The sequence below is a fragment of the Ancylomarina subtilis genome (genome assembly GCF_004217115.1).
GTDB lineage: Bacteria > Bacteroidota > Bacteroidia > Bacteroidales > Marinifilaceae > Ancylomarina > Ancylomarina subtilis.
Genome location: NZ_SHKN01000001.1, coordinates 283,599 through 310,028 on the forward strand (window position 1 = coordinate 283,599; position 26,430 = coordinate 310,028).

Genomic DNA, 26,430 nt, shown 5'->3' on the forward strand with positions numbered 1-26,430 from the left:
ATAAAAATAGGGCGTAATTCCACATGAATAGGGATAGAGATATTCAAGGTCGATTCTATGTGATTAGAAACTAAAGAGAACGATTTTGTTAATGGAAGTTAATCCTGTATGATCTAAATTTTGTGCAGGGTTGAGACGATTAGATCGAGATGCGATTAAGAACGTATGAGTGACTTTTCTATAAATAAGTCAGGTTCTAATTGAAGTTTGAGACATATTTTAGAATTGTTTTAGCATCTGATTTTACATAGTCAGATGGAATAATAAATTCTTCTTTACTGACTGGGGTTAAACTAACATTCTCTGCTGAAAATTTAGCTTTAATCTTATTCATTGTTGTTTCAAATTCAAGTAAAACACCGTCGATCTTACTAAAAGGAGTATTTCGGTTTGGGTTTTTCAAGCAAATGTCTTGTGTGTAATAGACATCAATAGGTTCGGGTAATTCTTCAATAAAGACACGAGCCAGTTTGCATTTGTAGCCCGCAATAACCCGATCCGTTTTTAGGTATTTAATTTGGGTTGCAAGTTGGTGGTTATATATAAAAGGAACTTCATCGCTTGCAAATTGATAGTTCATTTTATTATTCAGGATTTTAAATAGAATTGAACTGCTTGGGGCTTTGTATTTTGAAATAAACCGGGTACTGAAAAAACCTAAATATCCCTCTGAAAGAACTGAGATGTTATTGTCTTTGAATTTAAATTCAACTTGGGTTGGGAGTAATGCAATAATGGGGTTCACGTCTTCTTTAGTTGCATAGCATACTTTATAAGTGATTGTTCCTTCAGCATCAGCTTTTTTCTTGTCAGATTTGCTAGAACAGGAGATGAATAGATGTAAGGATATAAGTATGAGGGTTATGTGTTTCATATGGGCGATTTGTTGCTTACTAAAAATAGATAAAAGCAAAATTGAATCAAGTTTTTAGGATGGTTCTTACGTGAATTTATCTGATTTCAGTGTGAAAGTAACAAATAACTTTATAAAAATGCATTATCTGATCGGAATGCATATTTATTCTAAATGTTGTTCACTTATATTTTTTTGCTGATTTTGCCCTTCGGATTAAATTTGTTTTTTATCATTTCAAATGAGTTAAAAGGTGAAAAATGCGTTTTTTTTGTGTTCATAAATATAAAAAATATGAAAAGTATAATGCAATTTTCAAAAAATGCTTTGTTTGAACATAACAGTAAAAGTTTATTGTAAATGCAAACGTGTGTATTCTTTTAAAAAGTCTGTGTGTTGAATTTCAATTTTTTAGCTCATCCTATATTTTACAGTAAAAATTCAGTCGTTTAAGGTGCTGAATAACAGTTAGTAAAAATGTTTCTAAAAAATATTAAAATCCATTGAAATATTGATAAAAGTTCTAGTTTTGTAGCACAATTTTCAAACAACATAAATAAAAAACCTATAATGAATAAATTAGCAGTTGTAGCATTAGGTGGAAATGCCTTGTTGAGAGGTAATCAAAGAGGGACCGTTGAAGAACAAAGTCAAAATACTTTAGATACTCTTGAAAATCTTATTTTCCTTGTTAAGGAAGGGTATGATGTTATTATTGCTCATGGTAATGGCCCGCAAGTAGGGAACATATTGATGAGAAATGATGCAGGAGAACAACTTTATAACATTCCTCAGATGCCTTTAGATATCGATGTTGCTGACTCACAAGGTGGCATTGGTTACATGATTGAAAGAAACTTGCGTAATGTATTAAAAGCAAATGGCATCGAAAAAGATGTGGTGACTTTGGTTACTCAGGTTGTTGTTGATAAAAATGATCCTGCTTTTGCAGATCCAATTAAGCGTGTGGGTAAGATCTACTCAAGAGAAGAAGCTGACCAATTAATCGCTGATAAGGGATGGATTTTTAAGGAAGAAGTGAAAGCTGATGGCGGATGGAGACGTGTCGTACCTTCACCAAAGCCTATCCGTGTGATGAATGAAAAAATTGTTGAAGATTTAGCTCGTAAGGGTAATATTGTTATCACTGTTGGTGGTGGTGGTATTCCGGTTTCTGAAGATGAAAATGGTAATCTTTGTCCGGTTGAAGCGGTTATCGATAAAGATTTAGCTTCTGCATTGATTGGTGCTCGCGTTAAGGCTGATGAATTCTATATCTTAACTGATGTATCATTCGTATATAAAGATTTTAAAGGACCAAACGAGGAAAAATTAGAGTTCCTAAATCATGCAGATACAATGAAACATCTTGAAGAAGGTACTTTTGCTGAAGGATCTATGGCTCCAAAAATTCGCGCTTGTCTAAGCTTTATCGAAAATGGTGGTGGTAAATCTGTAATCACTGAAGCAACTAAGCTTGAAGATAAATCTTACGGAACTAAGATTACTATGGAATATGACGAAAAAGACGTCAATCATATTGCTTAAATAAATATTAATATCAGATTATAGTTACTTTTGTTATCGTAATCAAAAAAAATAAATACCATGAGTTTTAATTTAAGAAACAGAAACTTTTTGAAGTTGTTGGATTTTACTCCAAAGGAAATGCAATACATGTTGGATCTTGCCAGAGATCTTAAGAGAGCTAAATATGCTGGAACTGAAGTTCAGACTATGAAGGGTAAGAATATCGCTTTGATATTTGAAAAATCTTCAACTCGTACGCGTTGTGCTTTCGAAACTGCTGCTTACGATCAAGGAGCTCACGTAACTTACTTGGGGCCTTCAGGTTCTCAAATTGGTGTGAAAGAATCTATGGCTGATACCGCTCGCGTATTGGGTCGTATGTACGATGGTATTGAGTACCGTGGTTACGGACAAACTGTTGTTGAAGAATTGGCTAAGCATGCTGGTGTACCAGTTTGGAATGGTTTAACTGATGAGTTCCACCCAACTCAAATTTTAGCTGACTTCTTAACTATGATGGAGCACACAGATAAGCCATTGAATCAGGTTTCTTTTGCTTACTTAGGTGATGCACGTAACAATATGGCAAATTCCTTAATGGTAGGTGCTGCTAAAATGGGTATGGATGTTAGAATCTGTGGTCCTGCAAACCTTCAACCAGAGGAAGAATTAGTTGCTCAATGTAGAGAGATTGCTAAAGAAACTGGTGCTAAAATTACAATCACTGATGATGCTAAAGCTGGAGTTAAAGGTTGTGATTTCCTTTATACTGATGTTTGGGTATCAATGGGTGAGCCAGACGAAGTTTGGAAAGAAAGAATTGAAATTCTTAAGCCATTCCAGGTTAATGCTGAATTAATGGCTGCAACTGGTAATGCTGCAAGTAAATTCATGCATTGTCTTCCAGCTTATCACAACAGAGAGACTAAAGTAGGAGAGGAAGTTTTCCAGAAGTTTGGTCTTGATGGTGTTGAAGTTACTGAAGATGTATTTGAATCTCCAGCGTCTATCGTATTTGACGAAGCTGAGAACCGTTTACATACTATTAAAGCAGTAATGGTTGCTACTTTGGGAGCATAATCTCAATCGTATATCATATAGAAAAGGCTCTTGGTTTTCCAAGAGCCTTTTTTTTGATCTGCTATAAAATAAAGAGTATTGTTATTTTTTGTAGGTGATGAAGAATTATTCTGGTTTTCAAACCAAGCATGGGTTATTTTCTTGAATGCTCAGACATTCTTAAACCATCAATTTTAATCTTATTTTTCACCAATTCTTTTTTGATATCACAAGATGGACAGCCACCACAAAGGGATGTTTTTTTATTGGGTCTTATCACTTTATAAAAGTGATAAAGCGAGTAGCTTACAGCTGCTAAAATGATCAGGTATGTTGTGAAAAGTTGAAAACCCATAACGTGCTTATAAAAAATTAATGATGTGATAGCCAATAAAGGATACCACCCAGGCCAAAGCGGTTGTGTAAGTTACTACAAATGCTGACCATTTCCAATTAGCTTCTCTTGAAATAGTTGCTACCACAGCGATACAAGGGAAATAGATGAGGATAAAGATCAGGAAAGAGAGGGCAGAAGCCGTATCAAACACATGTTCTCCATTTCGGTACGATCCTGTAAATTTTTGTTTTCGTAGGTTGTTTCTCAATCCTTCGCTGTTTTCATCAATATCCTCACCGGTTTGGTAGAGAACACCCATGGTGCTGACTACAACTTCTTTTGCTGCGATTCCGGTTAGAATACTAACTGTCATCTTCCAGTCGAAGCCAAGAGGATGAAAAACGGGAGCTATAAAGTTTCCAATTTGGCCTATGTATGATTGCTCTTGCTTCTCTTCAAGCATTTGATTCTTGATAGCTGTTGTTGATACTTCGTAGTCTTCAATAATTTTGGCTTGTTCTGTTGGTGTTGCAACTTGTAGAGCTGTGTTAAGCTGCCCTTCATTTTTAGCTAATAAATTTTCGTAATCTTTGGAGTAATCCACATCAAGGGGAAAATAGCCCAATGCCCATATAATGACGGATGCGACTAAGATGATGCCTCCCATTTTTTTTAGGTATTCACCACCTTTCGACCACATGTGTACAAGTGTAGATTTTAGTGTGGGAACACGGTAAGGAGGTAGTTCCATTACAAAGGGGGCTTCCTTACTTTTAAAGAAACTTGCTTTGAAAACTTTTGCAAAAATCACGGCTAACAGAATGCCTAACAGATAAATTCCAAAAAGAGCTAAACTGGAGTTCTCTGGGAAAAAAGTTCCGATAATTAGAATGTAAACAGGTAGACGTGCAGAACAGGACATGAATGGGGTGATCAGCATTGTCAGTATTCTGTCGTTTCTGTTTTCAAGAGTTCTGGTGGCCATTAAGGCGGGTACATTACAACCGAATCCCATAACCAATGGAATAAATGACTTGCCATGCAGACCAATCTTATGCATGAGTTTATCCATAATAAAAGCAGTACGAGCCATATAGCCCGTATCTTCCATAAAGGATATGAAAAAGAATAGGATTAAGATGTTGGGTAGGAAAACAATAACTCCACCAACACCACCAATGATACCATCTGCAATCAGATCTTTCAGTGGGCCATCAGGCATAACTGTCTGAATAAATTCACCCAAGTAGGCGATGCCCGTTTCTATCCAATTCATTGGGTATTGTCCCAAATGAAAGGTGGCATAGAAGGTTAGAAACATGAAAAAGAAAAATAAAGGAAATCCAAATAATTTGTGCGTCAGGAAAGCATCAATCATAGCTGTCTTTCTTCTTCGCTTGATCGGATTTTCAATATAGGTTTCTTTTAGTGCACCATCGATAAAGCCATACTTTGCGTCAGTTATAACTGTTTCGCAAACTTCATTATAGGTGGATTCTATTTGTTTGATTTCTTGTTTTAGTGTTTCCTGAATTTCTTTTACTGTAGAGCAAGATTCAATGTATTCCAGAGCTTTATCATCTCCCTCAAGGAGTTTGACAGCTAAAAATCGAGGAGAAGCAATCGCTGTCAGATTTCGATCAAGTCTGATAAATTCCTGAAGTTTAGAGATTGATTTTTCAATTACAGCCCCGTAGTTGATATGAATGTGGCGAACAATAGGATCTCTACCTTCGTAAACCTCAATGGCTTTGTCGAAAAGTTGTTTTATCCCTTTACCTTTTGAACTAACGGTTGGGATGATAGGAATCCCCAGCATTTTACCCAGAGCTTTATAATCAAATCTGGCCCCATTTTTTTCTAATTCATCATACATGTTTAAGGCCAGAATGACTTTTACATCCATGTCGATAAGTTGGGTTGTCAGATATAAGTTACGCTCCAAATTTGAAGCATCAACGACATTAATAACCACATCGGGAAGTTCTTCGGTAATGTACTGGCGAACGTAAAGTTCTTCGGAGGTGTAAGCTGTTAGAGAATAGGTTCCGGGCAGGTCTACAACATCAAAATTGTATCCATTTTGATGCACTTTTGCGAGTTTTGAATCGACTGTTACACCTGAGTAATTCCCCACATGTTCTTTGGAACCTGATGCAAAATTGAATAGGGTTGTTTTTCCTGCATTAGGATTCCCCACTAAAGCAATATGAATATTTTTCTCCTTTTTTTGTGCTGAAGATTTAAGTTCATCATCGTTTAGGGTACCTTCAAAGTTGTTGATCTTTAAATTAACCGCTTCTTCTTTGGTGATCACTTCAATTAGGGCGGCCTCGCTTCGACGTAAGGATACCTGATAGCCCATAATGCTGTACTCGACGGGATCTTTAAGAGGGGCATTTTTAATGACGGTAACTTTTTTCCCTTTTATAAAGCCCATTTCAGTAATTCGCTTACGAAATGCGCCATATCCCTGTACTTTTATTATAATACCTTCTTGATTATCGGTTAATTCAGAAAGCTTCATATTTTGGTGCGTATCAATAAAGTAAAGCGTGAATGAAAAAATTCCCATTCACTAAAAAAACGAATGCCAATGTCTGTCTTAATGATTACTTCGGCTTCTTGACTAAAAAATAACTCCAATAGCTAAATAAACCGCGGGGTTCATTGATTTTAACTATTTTAATTTAGTACAAATCTAGATGAAAATGAATTTAAAAACAATCACTATATCTAGGTATTGTTGTCTTACTTTTTAGTTTATAAAACAGTTTTTTAATCTGTTTTCAGGAAAGGGGGTAGTTTGATACTTTACTTGGATAATTGGTTGATGATTATGAGAGAGAAAAAAGAGCTATTCGAAATTAAACGATAGCTCTTGCTTATTTTATCACCTAAGGGTATGCTTTATTCTGTAAGATCTTCAAATTCAACTTGTGAGAATGATTCGACCTCTAGTCCTTCAATTATTTCAGACGTACTTGTGATTTCGTCAGTATCTTCAATGGCGGTCTCAGGATTGGCGTCGTTTGCATTTTTTAGTATCTCAATGGCTTCCATTAAACCTTCAGAAAATTTATCGAAATCTTCTTTGTAAAGAAAAATCTTATGCTTTTCGAAAGTAAAATTGCCTTCTTTATCGTATCGCTTTTTACTCTCTGTAATAGTAAGGTAGTAATCCTCGTTTCGAGTTGCTTTTGCATCAAAGAAATAAGTTCTCTTCCCAGCTCTAATCGCATTTGAATATATATCTTCGCGATTTTTCCTTACGAATTCTTCTTTTTTATCGTAACCTTCCATTTCAGAATTTAATTTATGAAATTGTTTGTTTATTGATATCTCAAAAATAAAAAAAAATATGTATTAAATCGATTTTAATTCATAAATTATTTTGAACATTTCGATATAGTTTTGTTTAATAGTTGAGATGCAGAACGTTATTTGCGTCTTAAAATTGCGCACTCGACTAAAAAAAGCTGTTGTGTTTATTTTAGTTTCGGTTTATGCATTTTAAAAAATGTTTTTTTTGATTCTAAATTCTTCTGTGGGAGTTATCTATTTGTCAATTAATCAGACCTATTGAATCCTTTTGTATCAAAGTATTTAAAATGGGAAGGGCTAACTTTGGCTGATAGAAAAAAATAGCTACATTTGCAGCGAGTTTAAATAAGTAAGATTCGTTTACGGTTATTGTGTCAGCTTCAATATGACTTTGTCTTTTATTGTTGTAGATCTATTATTGTTATCGAATCAGGTACAAACAAAGTTCTTTAAAAGTATGATTAGTAGAAGATTGCTGCGTGTGAAAGTATTACAAATGCTTTACGCTTATTACAAGAATGATGATCGTTCATTAGTAAAGGCCGAAAAGGAGTTGTTTTTCAGTATTGGAAAAGCTTACGATTTATATCATTACCTACTTCTACTACTTGTAGATGTTGCATTTATAGCAGAAAAGAAAATTGAAGCTGGTCGCAACAAATTGGTACCTACACCCGTAGATATTCATCCCAACACCCGTTTTATTGAGAATAAAGTATTGAAGCAACTGGCCGAGAACGTTCAGTTGAATAGCTATCTGGAATCGAATTCTATTTCGTGGGCAGATCAGGATGGTTTTGTAAATCGTTTGTACAAAACAATTACAGAGTCTGATCTATACAGCAAATATATGAATGCTGAAACCAATGATTATGCTGCTGACAAAAAGTTGATTGAAAAGATCTTTATGAACATTCTGGCTAAAGATGATGACTTCTATTCTTTGATGGAGGATAAGAGTATCTACTGGAATGATGAGATCGAGTTTATTTTGAGCATGGTTGTTCGAACAATCAAGCAATTTAAAACTAATGATAACGAGCATACCTCATTGTTGCCATTATTTAAGGATAGTGATGATGAAGAATTTGTAAGAGTTTTATTCCGTAAAACGATTTTGAAGCATGAGGAAAACTTGAGCTTAATTAAAGAAAATACTAAAAATTGGGATTTAGAGCGAATTGCTTTTATGGATATTCTAATTATGGAAATGTCTTTAACTGAGATTCAAGAGTTCAAGAGTATTCCTGTGAAAGCGAGTTTTAATGAGTATCTTGAAATCGCGAAGTATTATAGCACCAACAATTCAAGCACTTTCATTAATGGTTTGCTTGATAAAATGATTAAAGATCTTCAGAAAGAAGGTAAGATCAATAAAATAGGAAGAGGCTTGATTGAAGAATCGAAAATTGCAAAAGCATAAATATTACCAGGGAGTTACGAAAGTAATTCCCTTTTTTATTGGTGTTTACCTGAATAGAGTAAGAGTCTGTGTCTTAATTCTGTACTGAATGGAATTTTGTACAGACATTTTTTTTAAAATGAGTCAGAGGAAGTGTCATTTTTCTGATTTAATTCTTAAAATTTATGAGTCTTTTCGAGATTGTTTTGATAGCCGTTAGTTTGGCAATGGATAGTTTTGCAATTTCTATTACTGCAGGTTTTATCTTAAAAGAATTTACGCCCAAACATTGTTTTCGAATCGCATTTTATATGGGTTTTTTTCAAGCATTAATGCCAATTTTAGGATGGTTAATCGGGGTTGGTTTTAAGAGTTATATTGTAAGTTTTGATCATTGGGTCGCTTTCCTTTTGCTCCTTGTTTTAGGAGGGAAGATGATTTATGATGATTTGAAATGTGAAGAAGAACATTGTTGTTTTAATCCTCAAAGGAGTTTGGTTGTTATGGGATTGGCATTGGCTACGAGTATTGATGCCTTAGTGGTTGGCGTTAATTTTGCATTTTTAGATATGCCAATTTCTTTTCCTGTTTATATAATTGGTTTGGTTTCGTTTATTTTATCATTTATAGGTGTATCTATTGGTTGCAAACTGGGAACAAAAGTTAATGTGAAATTTACTCTGATTGGTGGGGTGATTTTAATTGTTTTGGGAACGAATATTCTTTATGAGCACTTGTCGTAACCCATTTGATAAAGAGAAAATCTAAGTTTTTCGTTAAAAAAATACAATTCATTATTTTTATGATTGAATTTTGTTTTAATTGCATCTGTTTTAAAAATAAATTAATGCTCTTTTTTGCCCGATATATAGTATTGTTGTTCGTCTTTTTAGCACCTTTGACGTCTTGTAAGCAGACTGTTCATGGTGGAAGTAAATCAGAAGGGGAGCAAGTTCAGACTAAGGATAGTTTAGATCATGATAAGGTTTACCCAAAATTTGTGTTTACTAAAGAAATACATAAATTTGGGAACGTTACAGAAGGTGAAATTGTCGTTTGTGAATTTTATTTTCGAAATGTTGGGGATGCAAATCTTATTATCAAGTCCATTGAAAGTTCTTGTGGGTGTACGGCTGTAAAATGGGATAAAAATCCAATTAAAAAGGGTGAAGAATCCAGAATTACTGTAGAGTTCGATTCAAAAGGCAGACATGGCAAACAATATAAAGTGTTGACTATATTTGCCAATACAAAACCCAAAGTAAAGGAGCTTAAAATTACCGCTACTGTGAAGTAGTGTTTCATATAGAAAATTTAATTTGTTAATTTAATATTTATTTCAAATGCTTAATTTATTAAACATTGTGCTTATGGCACAGCCTCAGGAAGGTCAGAATCCTTTTATGTCTTTTCTTCCTTTAGTATTAATCGTTGTTGTTTTTTATTTTTTCATGATTCGTCCACAGATGAAACGTCAGAAAGAATTGAAGAAATTTCGTGAAGAGTTGAAAAAAGGTGACAAAGTGGTTACTACCGGAGGTATTTATGGTAAAATTGTTGAGCTTCACGAAACAACCATTATTATGGAAGTTGAAGGTCAAGCTCGCCTGAAGGTAGATAAGGTTGCTGTTATCAAGGATATGAGTGACGTTGCTCAGAAGTAATTGATGAAAAAATAGTGTTTATTCGCTGTTAATTATATTACAAAATACAATTCCTGTATTTTTGTTAGCCTAAAAGCTATTACTTTGTAGAGTAATAGCTTTTTTTGTTTAAATTCATGCTTGAATTATTAGCATAAGGATGGCTCGGTAAAAGAGTTTGAATAATGGCTTAACCTCTTAAAATGTAAGATTTTGACTTTGCCCGATTTAAAACAAATTAAAGGTGTATTTGATAAAGAGAATATTAAAGCCAATAAGAAATTGGTGATTTATATGTTTTTTGTTGCGTTGGCGACCATTTTTTGGTTTCTAAATGCCTTGAGTAAAGAATATACAACCACTGTTAATTACCCTGTATCATACAGCGATTTTCCTTCGAAAAAACTTTTGAGTAATGAGTTACCTTCAAGGTTGAAGTTAACCGTTCGTGCATATGGGTTTGATTTATTACGATATAAACTCAGTTTTCTTCAGTCGATTAATTTTCCGGTGAATGAGTTTACCAACAACAGGTTGGAAAAAAAAGGGGAAAACACTTTTTTATTTTCAACCGATAGAATTACCAGTGCTGTAGCTGCCCAGCTTTCATCTGCGATTAGTGTGACTCATATTTCTCCTGACACCATCCATTTTCAATTTTCGCCTTTAGTCGAGAAAAAAATACCGGTACATCTTAATTCAGATCTTAAGTTCGAACCTCAATTTCGTTTAGGGGGCGATGTCGTTTTGAGCCCTGATAGTATTTGGGTTATTGGTGCAAAGGCTATTGTTGATAGCGTGAAGCAGATTGAAACCGAAAATTTAAAACTTAAGAAATTGAATGAGACGACCCATAAGAAGCTTAGTTTAATGAAGATAAAGGGGCTGAAATATGTGCAGAAAAAGGTTGAAGTTGAGTTGCCTGTGGAACAGTTTACCGAAGCTCAGCAGCAAGTCAGTCTTAAGGTTGTCAATTTGCCTGATTCGGTATTTATACGATTGTTTCCGCATGAAGCAAAAATTTCTTATTTAGTTGGTTTAATGGATTATGAAACCATTAGCCCTGAGCAATTTGAGCTTGAAATAGATTATAATTCGATAGATCTTACGACTAATAAAATCAAAGTAAACCTTAAAAGCTCTCCTCTGAATGTTTCTAATGTGAGATTTTATCCTGACGAAGTCGTTTATTTGATTGAGAAGAGGAATACGGGAAATTAAGAGAGTTAAGTTTCATTGTGAGCTAATTGTAAATTAAATTTTAAAATTGATGACGAAGCCACTTAGTATTGGTTTAACAGGGGGAATTGGAAGTGGGAAATCTTTGGTTGCTGAGTTTTTTAGCTTGTTAGGTGTTCCTGTTTATACTTCTGATGTGGAAGCTAAAAAGTTGATGCAAACCGATATTACGATTCGTGAAAGTTTACTTAATGAGTTTGGCGATTCTGTTTATTCCGAATCGGGAGAATTAAATCGAGCAGAATTGGCTAATATCATTTTTAATGATGCTGAAGCTTTGAAAAAAGTGAATGCGATTGTGCATCCTCAAGTGCGTTTGCATTATCAGGCCTGGTTGGAAAAACAAGTTGAGGTGGCTTATGTCATTCAGGAATCAGCTATCCTTTTTGATACGGGACTCTATAAAAATTTTGATCGGATTATAACGGTTACTGCTGATACCGAAATACGAATTCAGAGGGTTATGCTGCGAGATAAGTGTACCCGGGAATCCGTTCTGGAACGGATGAGTAAACAGGTTGCTGAGCAAACAAAAATCGATCTGTCTGATTTTGTAATATATAATAACTCAGAGCTTATTATACCACAAATTATTTCAATTCATGAGCAATTAATTAGCTTGTAAAGAATTGTTTCATGTGTGTTTGAATACGGTTATTAAGGCAAAGTTGGCGTTAAACTTTGTTAAACACTGATTTTTTTCGTGTCAAAAAAAGTCTTTAATTCAGGCATCTTTTGTTTCTTTGGTATTTCACACGTGTTGCAGAGAAGGCAAATTGTTTGCGACAGATCAATTATAAATTTCGATATATTTTAATATGGCAAAATTCGGAAAGTGGATAGCTGGCGGTTTAGGATGGGCATTTTTAGGCCCCATTGGTGGTGTGTTAGGCTATTTTGTGGGATCAGCTTTTGATTCTGTAGACATAAAAGCAACAGGAAGACCAGGAACAACTCAAGGCGATTTTTTAATGAGTTTATTGGTGCTTGTTGCAGCTGTGATGAAAGCTGATGGTAAGGTCTTGAAATCTGAGTTGGATTACGTCAAATCATATCTAATCAAAAGTTTTGGAACCGAAAAAACAGGAGAAGCTTTAACTATATTACGTGATATTTTAAATCGTGATATTCCTGTTGAGCAGGTTTGTGCGCAAATCAGCCAGCAACTCGATTATTCTTCGCGTTTACAGTTGTTGCACTTTTTGTTTGGTATCGCACAGGCCGATGGTGTCATAGCTGATTCTGAATTGAAGATGATAGAGCGAATCTATTATTACATGGGCGTTAAGTCTGCAGATTTCAATTCAATCAAGTCGATGTTTATTCAGGAGACGGGTTGGGCTTATCAGGTGCTCGAAATTGATAAGACTGCAAGCGATGATGAGATTAAAAAAGCTTATCGTAAAATGGCAGTTAAGTATCATCCTGACAAAGTGAGCTACTTAGGTGAGGATGTGCAAAAAGCAGCTAAAGAAAAGTTTCAGAAAGTGAGTGAAGCTTACGAAAAGATAAAAAAAGAGAGAGCTTTTGCATAAAATGATGATCGGAGTTAAAAAACAGTATTAATTAATTTTTTTTAACCGTCCGGAATTTTATTTTTGTGCTTCCAACTAAAAAATGACAATATGTTGAAAGGAATATTAGCTATATCAGGACAGACTGGACTGTTTAAATTGGTTTCAAACTCGAAAAGTGGTTTTATCGTTGAATCTTTAATCGACAAGAAGCGTATGCCTGCACACGCAACTTCAAAGATTTCTGCTTTAGAGGATATCGCTATCTTTACAGAAGAGGGAGATGTTCAATTACAAGAAGTAATTAAGACCATCAAGGAGAAAGAGAATGGTGGACAAGCCATTAGTCATAAAGCATCGGGCAACGAGTTGAAAGCATACATGAAAGAGATCTTGCCTAACTACGATGAAGATCGTGTATATGTTTCTGATATGAAGAAGGTTTTCCAATGGTATAACATTCTTCAGGAAAACGATATGCTGAATGAAGTTGAAACTGAGGAAGAAGAAACTTCAGGAGAAGAGTAAACTCCAGTTCTGAAAAAAAAGCGAGGCTATCAATTGTTTGATAGCCTCGCTTTTTTATTTAAAGTTAAACTTATTCGAATATATTTCTGGAAATTAAGAATTTAGAATCTTCCAAAGCTTTAAGGGCATGTAATTCTCCTTTTGAGAAAGAAAAGAAATCATCTGCTTCGACGCAGGTTGTACGACCTGCAATTTCAAATTCAATTTTTCCCGATATTAAATAAAGAGCAGCATGGGCAGGAGCTGGCTGTGGGGGAACGACCATACCTTTTTTTACAGCTACAATTAAGGATTCGAAAGTCCCGTTGTCATAAATTTGTTTTTTATCTATTCCCGTAATTTCGATTTCTTGTGAGAGTTGACGTTTGTGCATCGTTTGTGTTTTAGATTTTGTTTAAGCAATTAAAATTTATACTTATATTTCAGAGGAAAATATAAGTCAACCAGAAACCTAAAAATACGGAAAGCGATGCCAAATAAAAATAGTATTCAGATCTGTTTGTTTTTAATTTTAACATGGAGTCTAATTTCGTGTGGGAGATCAACTACCTTGATTGAGGAATGTAAACGTGTGATCGAAACAGATAAGGCTTTTTCTGATTATTCTCAAGAGCATGGAATGGCAGAATCTTTTTATAAATATGCCTCTCCCAAAGCGGTTATGTTACGTGATAATTCCTATCCTATTATAGGGAATGAGAACATAAAAGCGTTATTGTCATCAACAGAAAAAACAAATCATATCTTAACCTGGGAACCTCAATATGCCGATGTCTCATCATCTAGAGATATGGCCTACACTTATGGGTATTACAAATACATCACACCAGATTCAACCTATAGAGGTTGTTATGTTTCCATTTGGAAAAAGGATATGCATGATCAGTGGAAATTTGTGTTTGATGCCGGAAGTAGTGGTTTAGGCAAAGAAAAATCGGAATAAACATGTTCAAATAGTTAGATATTGAACTCTATTTACAGTATAATTATAAAATTTGTTGAGTATTTATAAAAATAATTCATTCATAATTATTATATTTCATCAAATTAAGTAAATTTACCACGCTATTAATAACAAAAAATTTAAGTAATGCCACAAGGTACCGTAAAATTCTTTAATGAAACTAAAGGTTTTGGTTTTATTAAAAACAATGAGACAGACGAAGACATCTTTGTACACGTAACAGGATTAATTGATAAAATTGATCAGGGTGACGTTGTTACTTTTGATGTTGTTGAAGGAAAAAAAGGAATGAATGCTGTTAATGTAAAAATTGACTAATTCCTCTATTCTTTTTGTCAAAGCTCAATGTGAATTGGGCTTTTTTTATGCCCTTAATTTTGCAAAAACACCTGAAACTTTCCTAAAATCTATCTGTATTCGAGTTTTTCATCTCTGTGTATTGTTATATATTTGTTAGATGATTAATACAGATGAAAAACTCATACTCCTAAATAAGATCAGTGCCGATACACTGATGGAACATTTAGGAATTATTTATACTGAAGTTGGTGATGATTACCTGGTTGCAGAAATGCCTGTAAGCTCCAAACATTATCAACCCATGCGAATACTTCATGGAGGTGCAACACTTGCTCTAGCAGAGTCAGTGGGGAGCGCTCTGTCTGTTATTCATATTGATCTAAATCGATTTGATGTAAAAGGCATGGAAATAAATGCCAATCATATTCGCAGCATTAAAAAAGGGACACTCCGAGCTAAGGCAAAGTTTATCCATAAAGGAAGAACAAGTCATATTGTTGAGATTACAATTTGTAATGAGCAGGATAAGTTAATTTCTATTTGTCGTCTGACTAATGTTGTGTTAAAGAAACAGCTATGAAAGAGGACTTCGCATTAAAAAAAATTGAAGCTGTTCTTACGACGTGTTTAGCCAATCATCTTGCATTTTACGCTTACAAACGCCCCAATACCCAACAGATTGAAATCGGTATCCAAAAGGATCTGGATCTGTTGAAATATACAGATTTTGCTGATTTGGAAGGGTTGTCTGGTTTTGTAATGGCGCCTTTTGATTCTAATCAACAACATCCTTCCTGGTTTATTCGAGACGATTTTAATTTCAGCTCTTTTAATGATGATGAAATTGAACGTCTCAATCAATATAAAAACACGATTGATGAGAAGGAACAAAAGCCTATTGCAGCACAAAAGGAAGATGATTATTTTACTCAAATAGCAGCGTTTTTAGATGAACTGAAAGCTGGGAAGCTGGAGAAAGTAATACTGTCCCGGATTCAACTTGAAAAAGAGATTTCAGATGTTAAGAGAGCTGCTTTGTTTCTCCAGCTCTGTCAGCATTATCCACAAGCATTTGTTTCCTTTGTTTCATTACCAGGTGTTTGCTCATGGATGGGGGCTAGTCCTGAATTGCTTTTTAAATCACAGAATAGTTTCTCGGAAACCGTCGCTTTAGCAGGTACTATGCCTGTTTATCAAGGCTGTTCTCTGGAAAGGGAGTGGGGGAGTAAAGAGATCGAGGAACAAGCATTTGTGAGTGATTATATAGAGCGTGTTTTTAAGGATAATGCCATTTGTGCTTATGAAAAAATCGGTCCCTATACCGTTCAAGCGGGTCAAGTTGTCCATTTAAAAACCGATTTTAAAACCCAAGCCGACTTGAGTTTTAAAGATAAGTCGAAGATAATTTCGGCATTGCATCCAACGCCAGCCGTTTGTGGATTACCTAAAATTAAAGCTCTTGATTTAATAAAGCGGGTTGAGACTCACGATAGAGAATATTATGCTGGCTTTTGGGGCCCCATTCATGCAAATGGTGAATGTGCGTTGTATGTGAATTTGAGAACCATGAAATTATCAAAAAATCATTTATCTTTATTTGTCGGTGGGGGAATAACAGCAGACTCTATTCCGCAAAAGGAATGGGAAGAGACACAACATAAGGCACAAACTTTATTGTCGGTAATCAATAAGTTTGACGCAAACTGATATGAATATTTCATCTCATTCATACGAGTATTCAGATAAAAAATATAGCCCACCGGGCATTAAGATATAATAGAAGAAATGACTCATAAAACCTCAGATATTAAGGGTGTAAAAGAATTGATTGACATTTGTGTTGGAAAGGGAATGGAATATGTTGTTATTTCTCCCGGATCACGAAATGCACCTTTGAGTATCTCTCTTGCACGCGATAATCGTATACAAACCCCTGTGATTGTTGATGAACGAAGTGCTGGGTATTTTGCTTTGGGTATTGCTCAACAAACGGGGAAGCCAGTTGGTTTGGTTTGTACCTCGGGTACAGCTTTGCTTAATTATGCGCCTGCCGTTGCTGAGGCTTTTTATCAGCGTTTACCTTTGGTTGTGCTTTCAGCTGATCGTCCGCAAGAGTGGATTGGTCAGGATGACAGTCAGGCGATTAATCAGGTGAATGTTTTACAAAATTTTGTTAAGGCTAGTTACCATTTGCCTATTGTTACTGATGGGACGGATGATTTATGGAGTCTCAATCGAATGATGAATGAGGCACTTTCAAAGTCTATTTCCGGTAGATTGGGGCCCGTTCATATCAATATTCCTTTTCGTGAGCCATTATATGGTGAAAAAAATAAAGAGGGTGAATCTGAAAGAATTATCAATAAGATTGTAGCTAACGAAGTGCTTTCTAATGAGATTAAAGAAGCTTTAGTTCAAGAATGGAGATCATCAAGTAAGGTGTTGATTTTAGCAGGTCTTTTACCAAAAAATGAAAAACTGAATGCTTGTTTGAGCCAGTTGGCAAAGTTTAAACAAGTTGTTGTATTAACCGAGAGTATTTCGAATCTTAACGATCAGGCTTTTTTACCTTGCATCGATCGGGTGATTACCAGTTTTTCAGCTAAAGAGGCGGAGGTATTCCAACCTGATCTTCTGATCAATTTTGGTGGGCCTTTGGTGTCTAAAAAGATCAAATCATTTTTAAGAGAAAACCCACCTGAAAAGCATTGGTTTGTAGGTAAAGAAGATAAACTCATCGACACATTTAAGGCTCTAAGTTCGCATATTGATATTGCACCTGAAAACTTTTTTGAAGAGATCTTACCTCTTCTTTCAAACCATGAGAGTACATATGCTGATGATTGGAAAAAGCGAGACCGAGCTTGCGATTTAGCTCATGAAGACTATTTGAAAAATACAAAATGGTCTGACTTAAAGGCTTTCGAGTCGGTGTTGGGGGCAATTCCGGATGGGGCTAATTTACAGTTGGCCAATTCATCGGTGGTGCGCTATGCCCAGCTTTTCAAAACCAGCCCGAATCTTCTTTATAATTCCAATAGGGGAACATCAGGGATCGATGGATGCACCTCAACTGCTGTTGGGGCTTGTCATGTGAATGATAAAATTACGACGCTTATAACCGGTGATATCAGTTTCTTTTACGATACGAATGGATTGTGGAATAAGTATCTGAGTAATCGACTTAAGATTGTTTTGATCAACAATGGAGGAGGAGGGATTTTTCGATTTATCCCTGGTCCATCAGATGCTCCGGAGCTTGAAGAATATTTTGAAACAGTTCAGGAATATCGTGCCGATAAGCTTGCTGAAACTTATGGTTTAGATTATTTTTATGCCGATAGTTTAGAGGCTTTGGAAAACAGTTTGCCAGACTTTTTCAAATTAGGAGAAAAGGCATGCATTCTGGAACTTAAAACGCCAAGAGAATTGAATGATGTGGTGTTAAAAGACTATTTTAAGAATTTACGTAAATAATAATTGAAGAAGAATACGGAGATTGAGCACATAAGTTGATCTTGCTGTATTCAGATCTAAAACAAAATAAAATGACACAGAGAAACTGGACAACGATAAAGGAATACGAAGATATCAAATTTGAATTCTTCGAAGGAATTGCAAAAATTACAATCAATCGCCCGGAGGTTTATAATGCATTTCGCCCACAAACCAACTTCGATATGCTTGATGCGATGGATATTTGTCGTGAGCGTTCCGATATTGGTGTAATTGTATTTACAGGTACAGGAGATAAAGCTTTCTGTTCTGGTGGTGATCAGAATGTAAAAGGAGTTGGTGGTTATATTGATGATCATGGAGTGCCTCGTTTGAATGTATTGGATTTACACAAGGCTATTCGTTCTATGCCCAAGCCTGTTGTTGCGATGGTCAATGGTTATGCTATTGGCGGAGGACACGTTTTACACGTGGTTTGCGATTTAACTATTGCTTCGGATAATGCTAAGTTTGGTCAAACAGGTCCTAAGGTGGGTAGTTTCGATGCCGGTTTTGGTTCGTCATACTTAGCTCGTCAGGTCGGTCAAAAGAAAGCTCGTGAAATCTGGTTCTTATGTCAGCAGTATTCTGCTAAAGAAGCTGAAGAAATGGGAATGGTCAACAAGGTAGTAGCCTTGGAAGATTTGGAAGATACAACGGTTGAGTGGTGCAAAATTATGATGCAGCGTAGTCCTATGGCGCTTCGTATGATCAAGCGTGGCTTAAATGCTGAGCTTGACGGACAAAGAGGTCTGATGGAATTTGCTGGTGACGCAACTATGATGTATTACTTGATGGAGGAAGCTCAGGAAGGTAAAAATGCATTTCTTGAGAAACGCGATCCTGATTTTCAGAAATTTCCTAAATTTCCAGGATAAGGAATATTAAGATATTTATGAGAAATGCCAGCCTTGGGGTTGGCATTTTTTGTTGGCGTATGTCGTTCGCATGTTTGTTCAAATTCACTATTTTTAGATGTTAGTTCAAAATAAATTAAGTCATGGATATTCGCTTAGCTCAAACCTCCGATCTGGAAGCAATCAATACAATCTATAATCAAGCCGTGCTTGCCCGATATTGTACGGCAGATCTTGATTCCATTAGCATGCGCGAACGGGAAATATGGTTTCAAACGCATTCTGAGGAAAATTATCCTGTATTTGTGGGTGAGGAAAGTGGGGAGGTGGTGGCTTGGTTTTCATTTTCTGCCTGGCGATCGGGACGACGTGCTTTGGTTCAAACGGCTGAAGTTAGTTATTACATACACGATCAGCATTTTCGAAAAGGTTATGCCAGCCAATTGATGTCTTTTGCCCTGACTAAGGCTCCAGAGCTCGGATTTAAGAATTTGTTTGCCATTCTTTTGGAACCCAATATCGCAAGTATAAAGCTTCTTGAAAAATTTGGATTCGAATTGTGGGGGAGGCTGGTTGATGTGGCTGAAATTGATGGTGAAGTTTGTAGTCAACGTATTTATGGGCGACAAGTTTAGATCATAAGAAAGCACTCCCCAATTAAGGAGAGTGCGTTGAATTAGTTCTTTGCTCTTTTGAAAAAAGCGGTATAGGCAACAGTGTGCGAACATACACCAATACCGAAAAGAATAAAGCCGCCATCGAGTTTAGGTTCTACCTTTACCAATTCCCATCCTTCCTCACCAAGTTTATCAAATTCGATATTGATATCTTTAGGTAAGCCTGTATTAGTCCATTTTCGAGCATTGATATAAACAATTTTATATTCCGATTTCATATTATTAATCTTTTTTTTGATTTATCAATAAAAATAATGAAATATCAACAATAAAGATGAAAATTGTTAAATGATTTTATTCTCCTTCTTCTAATTCAAAGATGTCACCAACAGCTGTCTCAAAATAGCGAGCCATTTTTAATGCTAATAGGGTAGAAGGAATAAATTTCCCTTTCTCTATGGCATTAATAGTTTGTCGTGAAACACCTATTTTTTCCGCAAGTGTTGCTTGAGTGATGTCCTTTTTTGCACGTTCAACTTTTAAATAGTTTTTCATATCTTTTAATCCTCCAATGCTATTTCTTCTTCAGAGAATTCTACGTTTTTATTATGTCTGAAAACAATCACGTATATTATAAGTTGGAGCTGTAAAATGTATATGCCATCCAGTTGATAATTGGATGATATGAGTTTTACTACAGCGTAAATTAACCATGATGCCAATAGCGATTGAAAGATACTCTTTAATCTGATGTGTTGAATATATTCATCATCTATTTTCTCTTTTGAAAACAGATACAATACAAATCCACTTATAGAAAAGAACAAACTGATCATGATATACATGTTATATGTCTCTTTTGTTAAATTTGGGTTGATGTTAGGATCTGGGTGTGTAATTTCTGATTTTCCGGCTAATCCTCTTGCAAAGTTACTGCCTTCCGTAAAACTTTTTATAAAAGACTCACTGTGCACATCGATTTCACCAATAAATGAAAAGATAATGGCTATTACGACGAATAGGATTCCAATTAATTTAAAATAGTTTGGTAGGTATGTTTTCATGTCAAATAGTCTTTTTATTAAACCTCGGTTTCTAAATCAAGTTCATTATTCTTATTGCGTCGGAAAAGAATGACATATACAATGAGTTGCATTTGTAAGATATAGATGCCATCCATTGGAATAATGCTTGAAAAAACTTTAGCTGTACCATAAATTATCCAAGAGACAATAAATGCCTGAAGCATTGATTTTAATCTTAAGTGTTGCATAAATTCATCATTAATTTTTTCTTTTGAAAAGAGATATAAGATAAACCCTGTTATGGAAAAGAATAAACTAATATTAACATACATTTCAGATTCCTCTTTTGATAAATATGGTTCGATGCTTGGGGCTTCTATTACGGACTCTCCATATAAGCCTTGTGATTGATTACTTCCATTAGTCCATCCTTCTACAAAGCCTTTTCTAATATCGTCGATTCCACCAGTAATGGATAAAATCATAGCGGCTAGGACCAATAAAATTCCAATTCGTTTAAAATAATGTGGTAAGTAGGTTTTCATAAAATATTTAGGTTTCTAATTATGTATTTGATTAATGATTATTCAAATGTAAACTAAACTTTACAAATAGACAACTCTAGATGCCAAAAAGTTTTGTTTGTGCGACTATTGGCTGATATTATTTGAATATATTATCTTATATGAATAGCTGATTGTCAAATGTTAAGAAGTTCTTAAAGAGCTTCTGAAGTTTTGAAATCTGACTGACTTGTTTTATTTTAGATTAATTAAAAATAAACAAAATGGGACGATTCATATTAGGATCATTATTATTGATGGTATCAATAATAACAAACGGACAGAAGGTGATGACAAAAGGGAATTATAATAAATTGACTGAGGAAGAGAAACGCGTCATCCTCTATAAGGGAACAGAATATCCTCATACAGGAAAATACGTCAATCATAAGGAAAAAGGGGTATATGTGTGTAAGCAATGTAATTTGCCTTTATACCGCTCCAGTGACAAATTCGATTCGCATTGTGGCTGGCCAAGTTTCGATGACGAAATAGAGGGGGCTGTCAAGCATTTGCCGGATGCCGATGGTAGACGTACTGAAATTGTGTGTGCTAATTGCGGTGGGCATTTGGGTCATGTTTTTATGAATGAAGGGTTCACTGAGAAAAACACCCGTCATTGTGTGAATTCAATTTCCTTAAAATTTATTCCAGCGGAAGAAAAAAAGAAAGATGAATGATTTAGACTTTATTTTAACACTAAAAGAGGGGCAGCCAAAATAGCGTATTTGCTATCGACTGCCCCTTTATAGTATTCTCAATTTTCTGAAGAATTGAATCAATCCGGATTAAATGGCTTGAGTCTTATTTTTAAGCCAGATTTGATGCTTCTCATCAAGATGAGGAGCCAGGCTGTTGTATACTTTTTGATGATAGAGGTTGAGCCAGTTCTTTTCTGTTTCGCTTAATAGATCTAAATTCAAAGCTTTGGTATCAAAAGGGAAAAGAGTGAGTGTTTCAAACTCTAAAAATTCACCATATTCGGTATTTAGTTTTTCTTTGCAAAGAATTAAATTCTCGTGACGTATACCATAAGCACCTTCCTTATAGAAACCGGGTTCGTTTGAACTTATCATTCCGGGTAAAATTGTTTGCTCTTTTAGTTCCTGGCGGATGCTCTGCGGTCCTTCGTGAACATTTAAGAAACAGCCAACGCCATGTCCGGTTCCGTGTCCGTAATTCTTGCCGTATTTCCAAAGTGCCTGACGAGCCAAAATATCGATATTGCAACCACGAGTCCCTTTAGGAAATACAGCCAAACTCATTTGAATCATACCTTTTAGGACTAAGGTAAAATCCAATTTCTCTTCCTGTGTTAATTCTCCAAGAGAAGTTGTACGTGTAATATCGGTCGTTCCATTCATATACTGACCACCTGAATCGATCAGAAGAATTCCTTCCGCTTTAATTTCACAGTCGGTTTCTGCTGTGGTCGAATAGTGAGGAGAAGCGCCATGTGCCTTATAGCCAACAATACTACTGAAACTTTCCCCCATAAAATGTTTTTGTTGAGATCTAAAGTTTTTGAGTTGATCCATTAGGGTAAATTCAGTTATTTTGATTTTACCAAGATTCTCTTCAAGCCAACAGAAAAATTGAGTTAAAGCGACTCCGTCTTGAACCATCGCATCTTTCATCCCCTTAATCTCAGTGGCATTCTTTTGGCTTTTCAACAGTTGTGAAGGATTTTCTCTTTCAATGATATTGGCCGTAATTGATCGGTAGATTTTTAAATTACTGCGATTGCTATCGAGGAGTACATTTTCAGAGCTGGGTAGTTCCTCCAGATCGTTGCATATTTGCTTATAATCAGTAATTTCAACGCCATCACTTTTCAGACTCAGAATACATTCATTGTCTAGTTTCTCTTGATCGAGATAGAGGTAACAATCCTCTTCACTAATCAAAGCGTATGCTATAGCAACAGGATTGAAGTCAACATCTTGTCCTCTAAGATTAAAAATCCATGCGATATCGTCAAGACTTCCTACGAAATGATGTTTGGCATCAAGTCGACGCATTTCTTCACGGATGGTGGTAAGTTTTTCTTTACGAGATTGACCTGCAAATTCAACCGGATATTCAAATATCTTTTGTTTGGGAAGACTTGGTCGATCGTTCCAAATTTCATTTATCAGATCTTCATCTTCATAAATATGAATAGATAAGTCAGCAAGTGCATTTTTCAGTTCTTTAGTCTGAGCGATAGAAAAACAAGTCCCATCGAAACCAATATTAGTTTCATATTCTAATTCTGAAACCAACCATTCGTACTGGTTTAGAACGCCAGGCACTCCCATTTTGAAAAGTTGAATACCGCTTCCCTCAAGTTGTTTTTCTGCTTGTAAAAAATAACGGGAGTCTGTCCATAGCCCAGCTTTATCTTTGGTAATAATAATAGTTCCGGCAGAACCTGTAAAACCGGATATCCATTGACGGGCTGTCCAATACTCCGGAACATATTCACTCATGTGTGGATCGGAGCTTGTGATGATGTAAGCGTGGATTTCTTTTTCTTCCATCAGAGAACGCAATGCATTCACTCTTTCAAAAATGGTCATAATTGAGTTTAATTATTGTTTATTCGTTAAAAATACGATTAAAGCTATTTATGCACCCAATAAAGCAGCTTAAATTTCATAATAATATGATTTTTCCTTGAAATTATGAGAAAAAAAGACTGAGTGAAAACAAAAAATCCCTCTTTCTGCTTAGAAAGAGGGACGAAATATATTATAAAGTTTTATTTTAAACTGATGTTGCCATATTTACTCATGATATAGACTTTGGCTTCAGGAGATGTTTTTTCTCCAACAAGCACCTTAATTCTGGATTCTGAATTATCCTTGAATTCTTCGATTACTTGTGATTCGGTTGGGTAACTGATACCACAATATTTAGTCTCTGCTTCGAGCATATAGGATGCCTCTTCAGCAATAATTATACGACAAGGTACGTATTGGTTATCGACCTTAATTGTCTCAAAATTAGCAGAAACATTGTCGACTTTGCAATTGCCATATCTCAAGTTTAAATCGAGACTTCGGCTTACATTTCCAATCTTAATGTCAGAATATTGTCCTTTACTTACAAATACTGATTCTGTGTTTGCCACATCAATTGCGTCGTATTTTGAATCTGCAATCAACGACAAGTTATTGTCTACATGCAGTTTTGAAAAACGGCTAACAACAACAAGGGCTTCGCTGGTTCCAATATTCATTTTTGAATATTTCAAGGTTAGTTTTGTGCGATTACATTCATTTATTGTTGCTTTGGCATACGAAAGATTAATGCTACTCAAAGGTTTTTCGTTAGGATAAAGGAACTTCTCAGCTAGTAAGTTGCCATAACTCAAATTGATGTTAGTTTTTGCTGTAACTGTGTTGATATAGATATCCCCAAATTTATTATTCAAAGAAATTTGCATATAAGCCGGCATAAATACCTCATAGTCGATACTGAATTTATTACCTGTTTTAAAGGACTTTTCCATCTCGGTAAATGCCATAATGGTTTCACCTATTTGATCCATATTGATATCAATCCCCTTGAATAAGCTCTCTGCTTTTGCTTCGTTAGAAGCATGGACAGTGATAGTCGTTTTTATAATGACAGAATCAACGTCCCAGTTTTTGATTTCAATATCACCATATTTGTTTTCAATCGTTAATTGAGCCCCTTCTTTTACGGCATATTTCCCATCAAATATCTTTGTGTAATCATCCGAAGCATATAGCTGGTTACTTATGCCTATACATAAAAATAGTAGTAGTGCGGTAAGTTTTAATTGAGTTGTTTTCATCTGTTTATATTTTTATTATTCATTTGTTAGATGGAAGTCGCCAAATAAGACATTTTTCTGTTTGAGAAACGTCTTGTTGTGGCTCGTTTCATGCTAATAGATTTTTATTTGATTGATGTTTATTTTTTTACTGTTTAAAATATCTGCAAGAGGAATGTCTTGCTGGTTTACCAGGTAGAGTTGTTCAACAATTCTACGCAGGATATTGTTTTTGGCCTGAAAGTGTTCAATCATAGCCTGAATAATGCGTTCATCTTTAGGGTTGGCTCGGAGCTCTTTTTCCAGTTGTTCATAGAGTTGATCCATGCCTGCAAGGTCATTTTTTATTCTGTTTTGTTCCTGTATATCCGATGATTTTGTTAATTGATCTATGATATCCAGTTGCTTGTTTATGTTTATTTTAAAATAGTTTTCTACTTCTTTATATTCAGGAGAAACTTGCCCCAGACTAAAATGCTGCGGTTTGAAATCACGAAGCTGGTAAGTTGTCAGTCCTGCAACCATTAAAATAGTAACTGTTGCCGCTATTTTCATCAGATTATTCCATTGCCATTTCGATTGGTTCTGATTATGGTCGTGCAATTTTTCTCTGAATCGATCGAAGTGATCGTTTTGAGGTTCTTCACTGTCGAAGTTCGCTCTATGTTGTTTTATTATTTGTTCGATATCTTTCATTTGATTCTTTTTTTTAATGACTTGTCAGTTGTCTGACTTAATAGTTGAATCAATTTCTTTTTTGCTCTATTGTATTGTGAACGTGAAGTAGATGCTGAGATATTTAATATTTCTGCAATTTCTTCATGATCATAAGCTTCAATTAAATAGAGATTTAAAACAATACGGTAACCAGAGGGAAGTTGCTCCATGGCCTGTTTGATTAAATCAATATTGTTTGTTGTAAATTCGTTCTTTTCAATTTCCTCTTCGCTAAGTTGATGGATCTTGTCATCAATTGGCAAACAATCAATCTTATTCTTTTTTAGATAATCGAGTGCTTTGTTAACGACGATTCGTTTGAGCCAAGCTCCAAAACTAACCTCACCTTTGTAGGAACTTATTTTATCAAATGCCGATAAAAATGCTTCCTGCATTACATCTTCAGCTTCTTGTGTGTTATTTAATATACGCAGACATGAATTATACATGGCTTTGTAGTATAACTTGTAAATTTCGAACTGAGCCTTGGCATTGCCTTGGCGACAAGCATCGATTAAGTCCTGATGTATGTTTTGGTAATTGGAGCTCATTAATTATTTTCTAATCTAATGACGAATCAAGAATGCGAGTGTTGCATATTTTCTGCAATTGCAATCACTTTTTTTCAATTAGATAAATATCGGTAAATAATATCAGATGTATGGTTCTGATATAAATA

At 35.2% G+C, this 26,430-nt stretch carries 31 protein-coding genes; 18 read left to right on the top strand and 13 right to left on the bottom strand.

Features of this window, described 5'->3' with window-relative positions:
• Positions 1-196: 196 nt before the first annotated feature.
• Complete coding sequence (locus EV201_RS01115) at positions 197-874, bottom strand: hypothetical protein (RefSeq protein ID WP_130305561.1); 678 nt, start codon at positions 872-874, stop codon at positions 197-199.
• Positions 875-1,423: 549 nt separating this feature from the next.
• Here EV201_RS01115 and EV201_RS01120 point away from each other — a divergent pair.
• Together EV201_RS01120 and EV201_RS01125 are read left to right on the top strand one after the other, a co-directional pair.
• Complete coding sequence (locus tag EV201_RS01120) at positions 1,424-2,401, top strand: carbamate kinase (RefSeq protein WP_130305562.1); 978 nt, start codon at positions 1,424-1,426, stop codon at positions 2,399-2,401.
• A 60-nt stretch (positions 2,402-2,461) separates the two neighbouring features.
• A complete protein-coding gene (locus tag EV201_RS01125) occupies positions 2,462-3,463 on the top strand; it encodes an ornithine carbamoyltransferase (protein ID WP_130305563.1) in 1,002 nt (333 codons plus the stop codon).
• 133 nt (positions 3,464-3,596) lie between these two features.
• On the opposite strand, the gene EV201_RS01130 is transcribed toward EV201_RS01125, so the two are convergent.
• From EV201_RS01130 to EV201_RS01140, 3 genes are all read right to left on the bottom strand, one after another.
• Complete coding sequence (locus EV201_RS01130) at positions 3,597-3,797, bottom strand: hypothetical protein (protein ID WP_130305564.1); 201 nt, start codon at positions 3,795-3,797, stop codon at positions 3,597-3,599.
• Positions 3,798-3,804: 7 nt separating this feature from the next.
• Positions 3,805-6,306 (bottom strand): ferrous iron transport protein B, encoded by a 2,502-nt coding sequence (gene feoB, locus EV201_RS01135; protein ID WP_130305565.1) that lies wholly within the window; start codon positions 6,304-6,306, stop codon positions 3,805-3,807.
• Positions 6,307-6,689: 383 nt separating this feature from the next.
• Positions 6,690-7,082 (bottom strand): DUF3276 family protein, encoded by a 393-nt coding sequence (locus EV201_RS01140; RefSeq protein WP_130305566.1) that lies wholly within the window; start codon positions 7,080-7,082, stop codon positions 6,690-6,692.
• A 478-nt stretch (positions 7,083-7,560) separates the two neighbouring features.
• Here EV201_RS01140 and EV201_RS01145 point away from each other — a divergent pair, with 478 nt between their 5' ends.
• The 8 genes from EV201_RS01145 (at position 7,561) to EV201_RS01180 (ending at position 13,429) form a co-directional block, all read left to right on the top strand.
• Complete coding sequence (locus EV201_RS01145; protein ID WP_130305567.1) at positions 7,561-8,526, top strand: transcription antitermination protein NusB; 966 nt, start codon at positions 7,561-7,563, stop codon at positions 8,524-8,526.
• Between the two features lie 164 nt (positions 8,527-8,690).
• On the top strand, positions 8,691-9,248 hold the full coding sequence (locus EV201_RS01150) for a manganese efflux pump MntP (RefSeq protein ID WP_130305568.1): 558 nt from the start codon (positions 8,691-8,693) through the stop codon (positions 9,246-9,248).
• Between the two features lie 104 nt (positions 9,249-9,352).
• Positions 9,353-9,802: a DUF1573 domain-containing protein gene (locus EV201_RS01155; protein ID WP_165389554.1), complete on the top strand. Its 450-nt coding sequence runs from the start codon at positions 9,353-9,355 to the stop codon at positions 9,800-9,802.
• A gap of 46 nt (positions 9,803-9,848) precedes the next feature.
• Positions 9,849-10,169, top strand: a complete 321-nt coding sequence (gene yajC / locus EV201_RS01160; RefSeq protein ID WP_165389555.1) for a preprotein translocase subunit YajC — start codon at positions 9,849-9,851, stop codon at positions 10,167-10,169.
• 192 nt (positions 10,170-10,361) lie between these two features.
• Positions 10,362-11,369 (top strand): YbbR-like domain-containing protein, encoded by a 1,008-nt coding sequence (locus EV201_RS01165; RefSeq protein ID WP_130305570.1) that lies wholly within the window; start codon positions 10,362-10,364, stop codon positions 11,367-11,369.
• Positions 11,370-11,418: 49 nt separating this feature from the next.
• On the top strand, positions 11,419-12,012 hold the full coding sequence (gene coaE, locus EV201_RS01170) for a dephospho-CoA kinase (RefSeq protein ID WP_130305571.1): 594 nt from the start codon (positions 11,419-11,421) through the stop codon (positions 12,010-12,012).
• Positions 12,013-12,205: 193 nt separating this feature from the next.
• Complete coding sequence (locus tag EV201_RS01175; protein WP_130305572.1) at positions 12,206-12,922, top strand: TerB family tellurite resistance protein; 717 nt, start codon at positions 12,206-12,208, stop codon at positions 12,920-12,922.
• A 90-nt stretch (positions 12,923-13,012) separates the two neighbouring features.
• On the top strand, positions 13,013-13,429 hold the full coding sequence (locus EV201_RS01180; protein ID WP_130305573.1) for a DUF5606 family protein: 417 nt from the start codon (positions 13,013-13,015) through the stop codon (positions 13,427-13,429).
• 70 nt (positions 13,430-13,499) lie between these two features.
• Here the strand turns inward: EV201_RS01180 and EV201_RS01185 are convergent, their stop codons facing one another.
• Positions 13,500-13,802, bottom strand: a complete 303-nt coding sequence (locus EV201_RS01185) for a cupin domain-containing protein (protein WP_130305574.1) — start codon at positions 13,800-13,802, stop codon at positions 13,500-13,502.
• A gap of 96 nt (positions 13,803-13,898) precedes the next feature.
• Here EV201_RS01185 and EV201_RS01190 point away from each other — a divergent pair, with 96 nt between their 5' ends.
• The 7 genes from EV201_RS01190 (at position 13,899) to EV201_RS01220 (ending at position 19,680) form a co-directional block, all read left to right on the top strand.
• Complete coding sequence (locus EV201_RS01190) at positions 13,899-14,372, top strand: Cif family virulence factor (RefSeq protein WP_130305575.1); 474 nt, start codon at positions 13,899-13,901, stop codon at positions 14,370-14,372.
• Positions 14,373-14,519: 147 nt separating this feature from the next.
• Complete coding sequence (locus EV201_RS01195) at positions 14,520-14,711, top strand: cold-shock protein (protein WP_129254341.1); 192 nt, start codon at positions 14,520-14,522, stop codon at positions 14,709-14,711.
• Between the two features lie 139 nt (positions 14,712-14,850).
• Positions 14,851-15,273, top strand: a complete 423-nt coding sequence (locus tag EV201_RS01200) for a PaaI family thioesterase (RefSeq protein ID WP_130305576.1) — start codon at positions 14,851-14,853, stop codon at positions 15,271-15,273.
• The gene (locus EV201_RS01205; protein ID WP_130305577.1) at positions 15,270-16,400 is read left to right on the top strand and encodes a chorismate-binding protein; all 1,131 of its coding nucleotides are present in this window, start codon (positions 15,270-15,272) and stop codon (positions 16,398-16,400) included. The genes EV201_RS01200 and EV201_RS01205 overlap by 4 nt, the downstream gene beginning before the upstream one ends.
• A 78-nt stretch (positions 16,401-16,478) precedes the next feature.
• Positions 16,479-18,170, top strand: coding sequence for a 2-succinyl-5-enolpyruvyl-6-hydroxy-3-cyclohexene-1-carboxylic-acid synthase (menD, locus tag EV201_RS01210; protein WP_130305578.1), 1,692 nt, complete (start codon positions 16,479-16,481; stop codon positions 18,168-18,170).
• Between the two features lie 71 nt (positions 18,171-18,241).
• Positions 18,242-19,066, top strand: coding sequence for a 1,4-dihydroxy-2-naphthoyl-CoA synthase (gene menB / locus EV201_RS01215; RefSeq protein WP_130305579.1), 825 nt, complete (start codon positions 18,242-18,244; stop codon positions 19,064-19,066).
• A gap of 122 nt (positions 19,067-19,188) precedes the next feature.
• A complete protein-coding gene (locus tag EV201_RS01220) occupies positions 19,189-19,680 on the top strand; it encodes a GNAT family N-acetyltransferase (RefSeq protein WP_130305580.1) in 492 nt (163 codons plus the stop codon).
• A 41-nt stretch (positions 19,681-19,721) separates the two neighbouring features.
• On the opposite strand, the gene EV201_RS01225 is transcribed toward EV201_RS01220, so the two are convergent.
• The 4 genes from EV201_RS01225 to EV201_RS01240 form a co-directional block, all read right to left on the bottom strand.
• On the bottom strand, positions 19,722-19,940 hold the full coding sequence (locus tag EV201_RS01225) for a hypothetical protein (protein WP_130305581.1): 219 nt from the start codon (positions 19,938-19,940) through the stop codon (positions 19,722-19,724).
• 76 nt (positions 19,941-20,016) lie between these two features.
• On the bottom strand, positions 20,017-20,217 hold the full coding sequence (locus EV201_RS01230; RefSeq protein ID WP_130305582.1) for a helix-turn-helix transcriptional regulator: 201 nt from the start codon (positions 20,215-20,217) through the stop codon (positions 20,017-20,019).
• Positions 20,218-20,222: 5 nt separating this feature from the next.
• Complete coding sequence (locus tag EV201_RS01235; RefSeq protein WP_130305583.1) at positions 20,223-20,726, bottom strand: hypothetical protein; 504 nt, start codon at positions 20,724-20,726, stop codon at positions 20,223-20,225.
• A 17-nt stretch (positions 20,727-20,743) separates the two neighbouring features.
• Positions 20,744-21,232 carry a hypothetical protein gene (locus tag EV201_RS01240; protein WP_130305584.1) on the bottom strand — a complete coding sequence of 163 codons (489 nt, stop codon included), beginning with the start codon at positions 21,230-21,232 and terminating at the stop codon, positions 20,744-20,746.
• A 242-nt stretch (positions 21,233-21,474) separates the two neighbouring features.
• Between EV201_RS01240 and EV201_RS01245 the strand changes: the two genes are divergently transcribed.
• The gene (locus EV201_RS01245) at positions 21,475-21,930 is read left to right on the top strand and encodes a methionine-R-sulfoxide reductase (protein WP_130305585.1); all 456 of its coding nucleotides are present in this window, start codon (positions 21,475-21,477) and stop codon (positions 21,928-21,930) included.
• 108 nt (positions 21,931-22,038) lie between these two features.
• Here the strand turns inward: EV201_RS01245 and EV201_RS01250 are convergent, their stop codons facing one another.
• The 4 genes from EV201_RS01250 to EV201_RS01265 all read right to left on the bottom strand — a co-directional run bounded on the left by EV201_RS01250 (position 22,039) and on the right by EV201_RS01265 (position 26,302).
• Complete coding sequence (locus tag EV201_RS01250; RefSeq protein WP_130305586.1) at positions 22,039-23,811, bottom strand: aminopeptidase P family protein; 1,773 nt, start codon at positions 23,809-23,811, stop codon at positions 22,039-22,041.
• Positions 23,812-23,993: 182 nt separating this feature from the next.
• Positions 23,994-25,055, bottom strand: coding sequence for a hypothetical protein (locus tag EV201_RS01255; RefSeq protein WP_130305587.1), 1,062 nt, complete (start codon positions 25,053-25,055; stop codon positions 23,994-23,996).
• Between the two features lie 93 nt (positions 25,056-25,148).
• Positions 25,149-25,730: a hypothetical protein gene (locus tag EV201_RS01260; protein ID WP_130305588.1), complete on the bottom strand. Its 582-nt coding sequence runs from the start codon at positions 25,728-25,730 to the stop codon at positions 25,149-25,151.
• A complete protein-coding gene (locus tag EV201_RS01265) occupies positions 25,727-26,302 on the bottom strand; it encodes an RNA polymerase sigma factor (RefSeq protein WP_130305589.1) in 576 nt (191 codons plus the stop codon). Before EV201_RS01265 ends, EV201_RS01260 begins: the two co-directional genes overlap by 4 nt.
• Positions 26,303-26,430: the final 128 nt, after the last annotated feature.

Excerpts from the sequence above, each read along its gene's own strand:
- feoB (WP_130305565.1), bottom strand. The coding sequence starts at position 6,306 with ATGAAGCTTTCTGAATTAACCGATAATCAAGAAGGTATTATAATAAAA.
- EV201_RS01115 (WP_130305561.1), bottom strand. The coding sequence starts at position 874 with ATGAAACACATAACCCTCATACTTATATCCTTACATCTATTCATCTCC.
- EV201_RS01250 (WP_130305586.1), bottom strand. The coding sequence starts at position 23,811 with ATGACCATTTTTGAAAGAGTGAATGCATTGCGTTCTCTGATGGAAGAA.
- EV201_RS01200 (WP_130305576.1), top strand. The coding sequence starts at position 14,851 with ATGATTAATACAGATGAAAAACTCATACTCCTAAATAAGATCAGTGCC.
- EV201_RS01260 (WP_130305588.1), bottom strand. The coding sequence starts at position 25,730 with ATGAAAGATATCGAACAAATAATAAAACAACATAGAGCGAACTTCGAC.
- EV201_RS01175 (WP_130305572.1), top strand. The coding sequence starts at position 12,206 with ATGGCAAAATTCGGAAAGTGGATAGCTGGCGGTTTAGGATGGGCATTT.
- menD (WP_130305578.1), top strand. The coding sequence starts at position 16,479 with ATGACTCATAAAACCTCAGATATTAAGGGTGTAAAAGAATTGATTGAC.
- EV201_RS01235 (WP_130305583.1), bottom strand. The coding sequence starts at position 20,726 with ATGAAAACATACCTACCAAACTATTTTAAATTAATTGGAATCCTATTC.
- EV201_RS01240 (WP_130305584.1), bottom strand. The coding sequence starts at position 21,232 with ATGAAAACCTACTTACCACATTATTTTAAACGAATTGGAATTTTATTG.
- EV201_RS01255 (WP_130305587.1), bottom strand. The coding sequence starts at position 25,055 with ATGAAAACAACTCAATTAAAACTTACCGCACTACTACTATTTTTATGT.
- EV201_RS01155 (WP_165389554.1), top strand. The coding sequence starts at position 9,353 with ATGCTCTTTTTTGCCCGATATATAGTATTGTTGTTCGTCTTTTTAGCA.
- EV201_RS01220 (WP_130305580.1), top strand. The coding sequence starts at position 19,189 with ATGGATATTCGCTTAGCTCAAACCTCCGATCTGGAAGCAATCAATACA.
- menB (WP_130305579.1), top strand. The coding sequence starts at position 18,242 with ATGACACAGAGAAACTGGACAACGATAAAGGAATACGAAGATATCAAA.
- EV201_RS01180 (WP_130305573.1), top strand. The coding sequence starts at position 13,013 with ATGTTGAAAGGAATATTAGCTATATCAGGACAGACTGGACTGTTTAAA.
- EV201_RS01225 (WP_130305581.1), bottom strand. The coding sequence starts at position 19,940 with ATGAAATCGGAATATAAAATTGTTTATATCAATGCTCGAAAATGGACT.
- EV201_RS01230 (WP_130305582.1), bottom strand. The coding sequence starts at position 20,217 with ATGAAAAACTATTTAAAAGTTGAACGTGCAAAAAAGGACATCACTCAA.
- EV201_RS01195 (WP_129254341.1), top strand. The coding sequence starts at position 14,520 with ATGCCACAAGGTACCGTAAAATTCTTTAATGAAACTAAAGGTTTTGGT.
- EV201_RS01265 (WP_130305589.1), bottom strand. The coding sequence starts at position 26,302 with ATGAGCTCCAATTACCAAAACATACATCAGGACTTAATCGATGCTTGT.
- EV201_RS01130 (WP_130305564.1), bottom strand. The coding sequence starts at position 3,797 with ATGGGTTTTCAACTTTTCACAACATACCTGATCATTTTAGCAGCTGTA.
- EV201_RS01125 (WP_130305563.1), top strand. The coding sequence starts at position 2,462 with ATGAGTTTTAATTTAAGAAACAGAAACTTTTTGAAGTTGTTGGATTTT.
- EV201_RS01245 (WP_130305585.1), top strand. The coding sequence starts at position 21,475 with ATGGGACGATTCATATTAGGATCATTATTATTGATGGTATCAATAATA.
- EV201_RS01150 (WP_130305568.1), top strand. The coding sequence starts at position 8,691 with ATGAGTCTTTTCGAGATTGTTTTGATAGCCGTTAGTTTGGCAATGGAT.
- EV201_RS01145 (WP_130305567.1), top strand. The coding sequence starts at position 7,561 with ATGATTAGTAGAAGATTGCTGCGTGTGAAAGTATTACAAATGCTTTAC.
- EV201_RS01120 (WP_130305562.1), top strand. The coding sequence starts at position 1,424 with ATGAATAAATTAGCAGTTGTAGCATTAGGTGGAAATGCCTTGTTGAGA.
- EV201_RS01185 (WP_130305574.1), bottom strand. The coding sequence starts at position 13,802 with ATGCACAAACGTCAACTCTCACAAGAAATCGAAATTACGGGAATAGAT.
- EV201_RS01140 (WP_130305566.1), bottom strand. The coding sequence starts at position 7,082 with ATGGAAGGTTACGATAAAAAAGAAGAATTCGTAAGGAAAAATCGCGAA.
- coaE (WP_130305571.1), top strand. The coding sequence starts at position 11,419 with ATGACGAAGCCACTTAGTATTGGTTTAACAGGGGGAATTGGAAGTGGG.
- EV201_RS01190 (WP_130305575.1), top strand. The coding sequence starts at position 13,899 with ATGCCAAATAAAAATAGTATTCAGATCTGTTTGTTTTTAATTTTAACA.
- EV201_RS01205 (WP_130305577.1), top strand. The coding sequence starts at position 15,270 with ATGAAAGAGGACTTCGCATTAAAAAAAATTGAAGCTGTTCTTACGACG.
- yajC (WP_165389555.1), top strand. The coding sequence starts at position 9,849 with ATGCTTAATTTATTAAACATTGTGCTTATGGCACAGCCTCAGGAAGGT.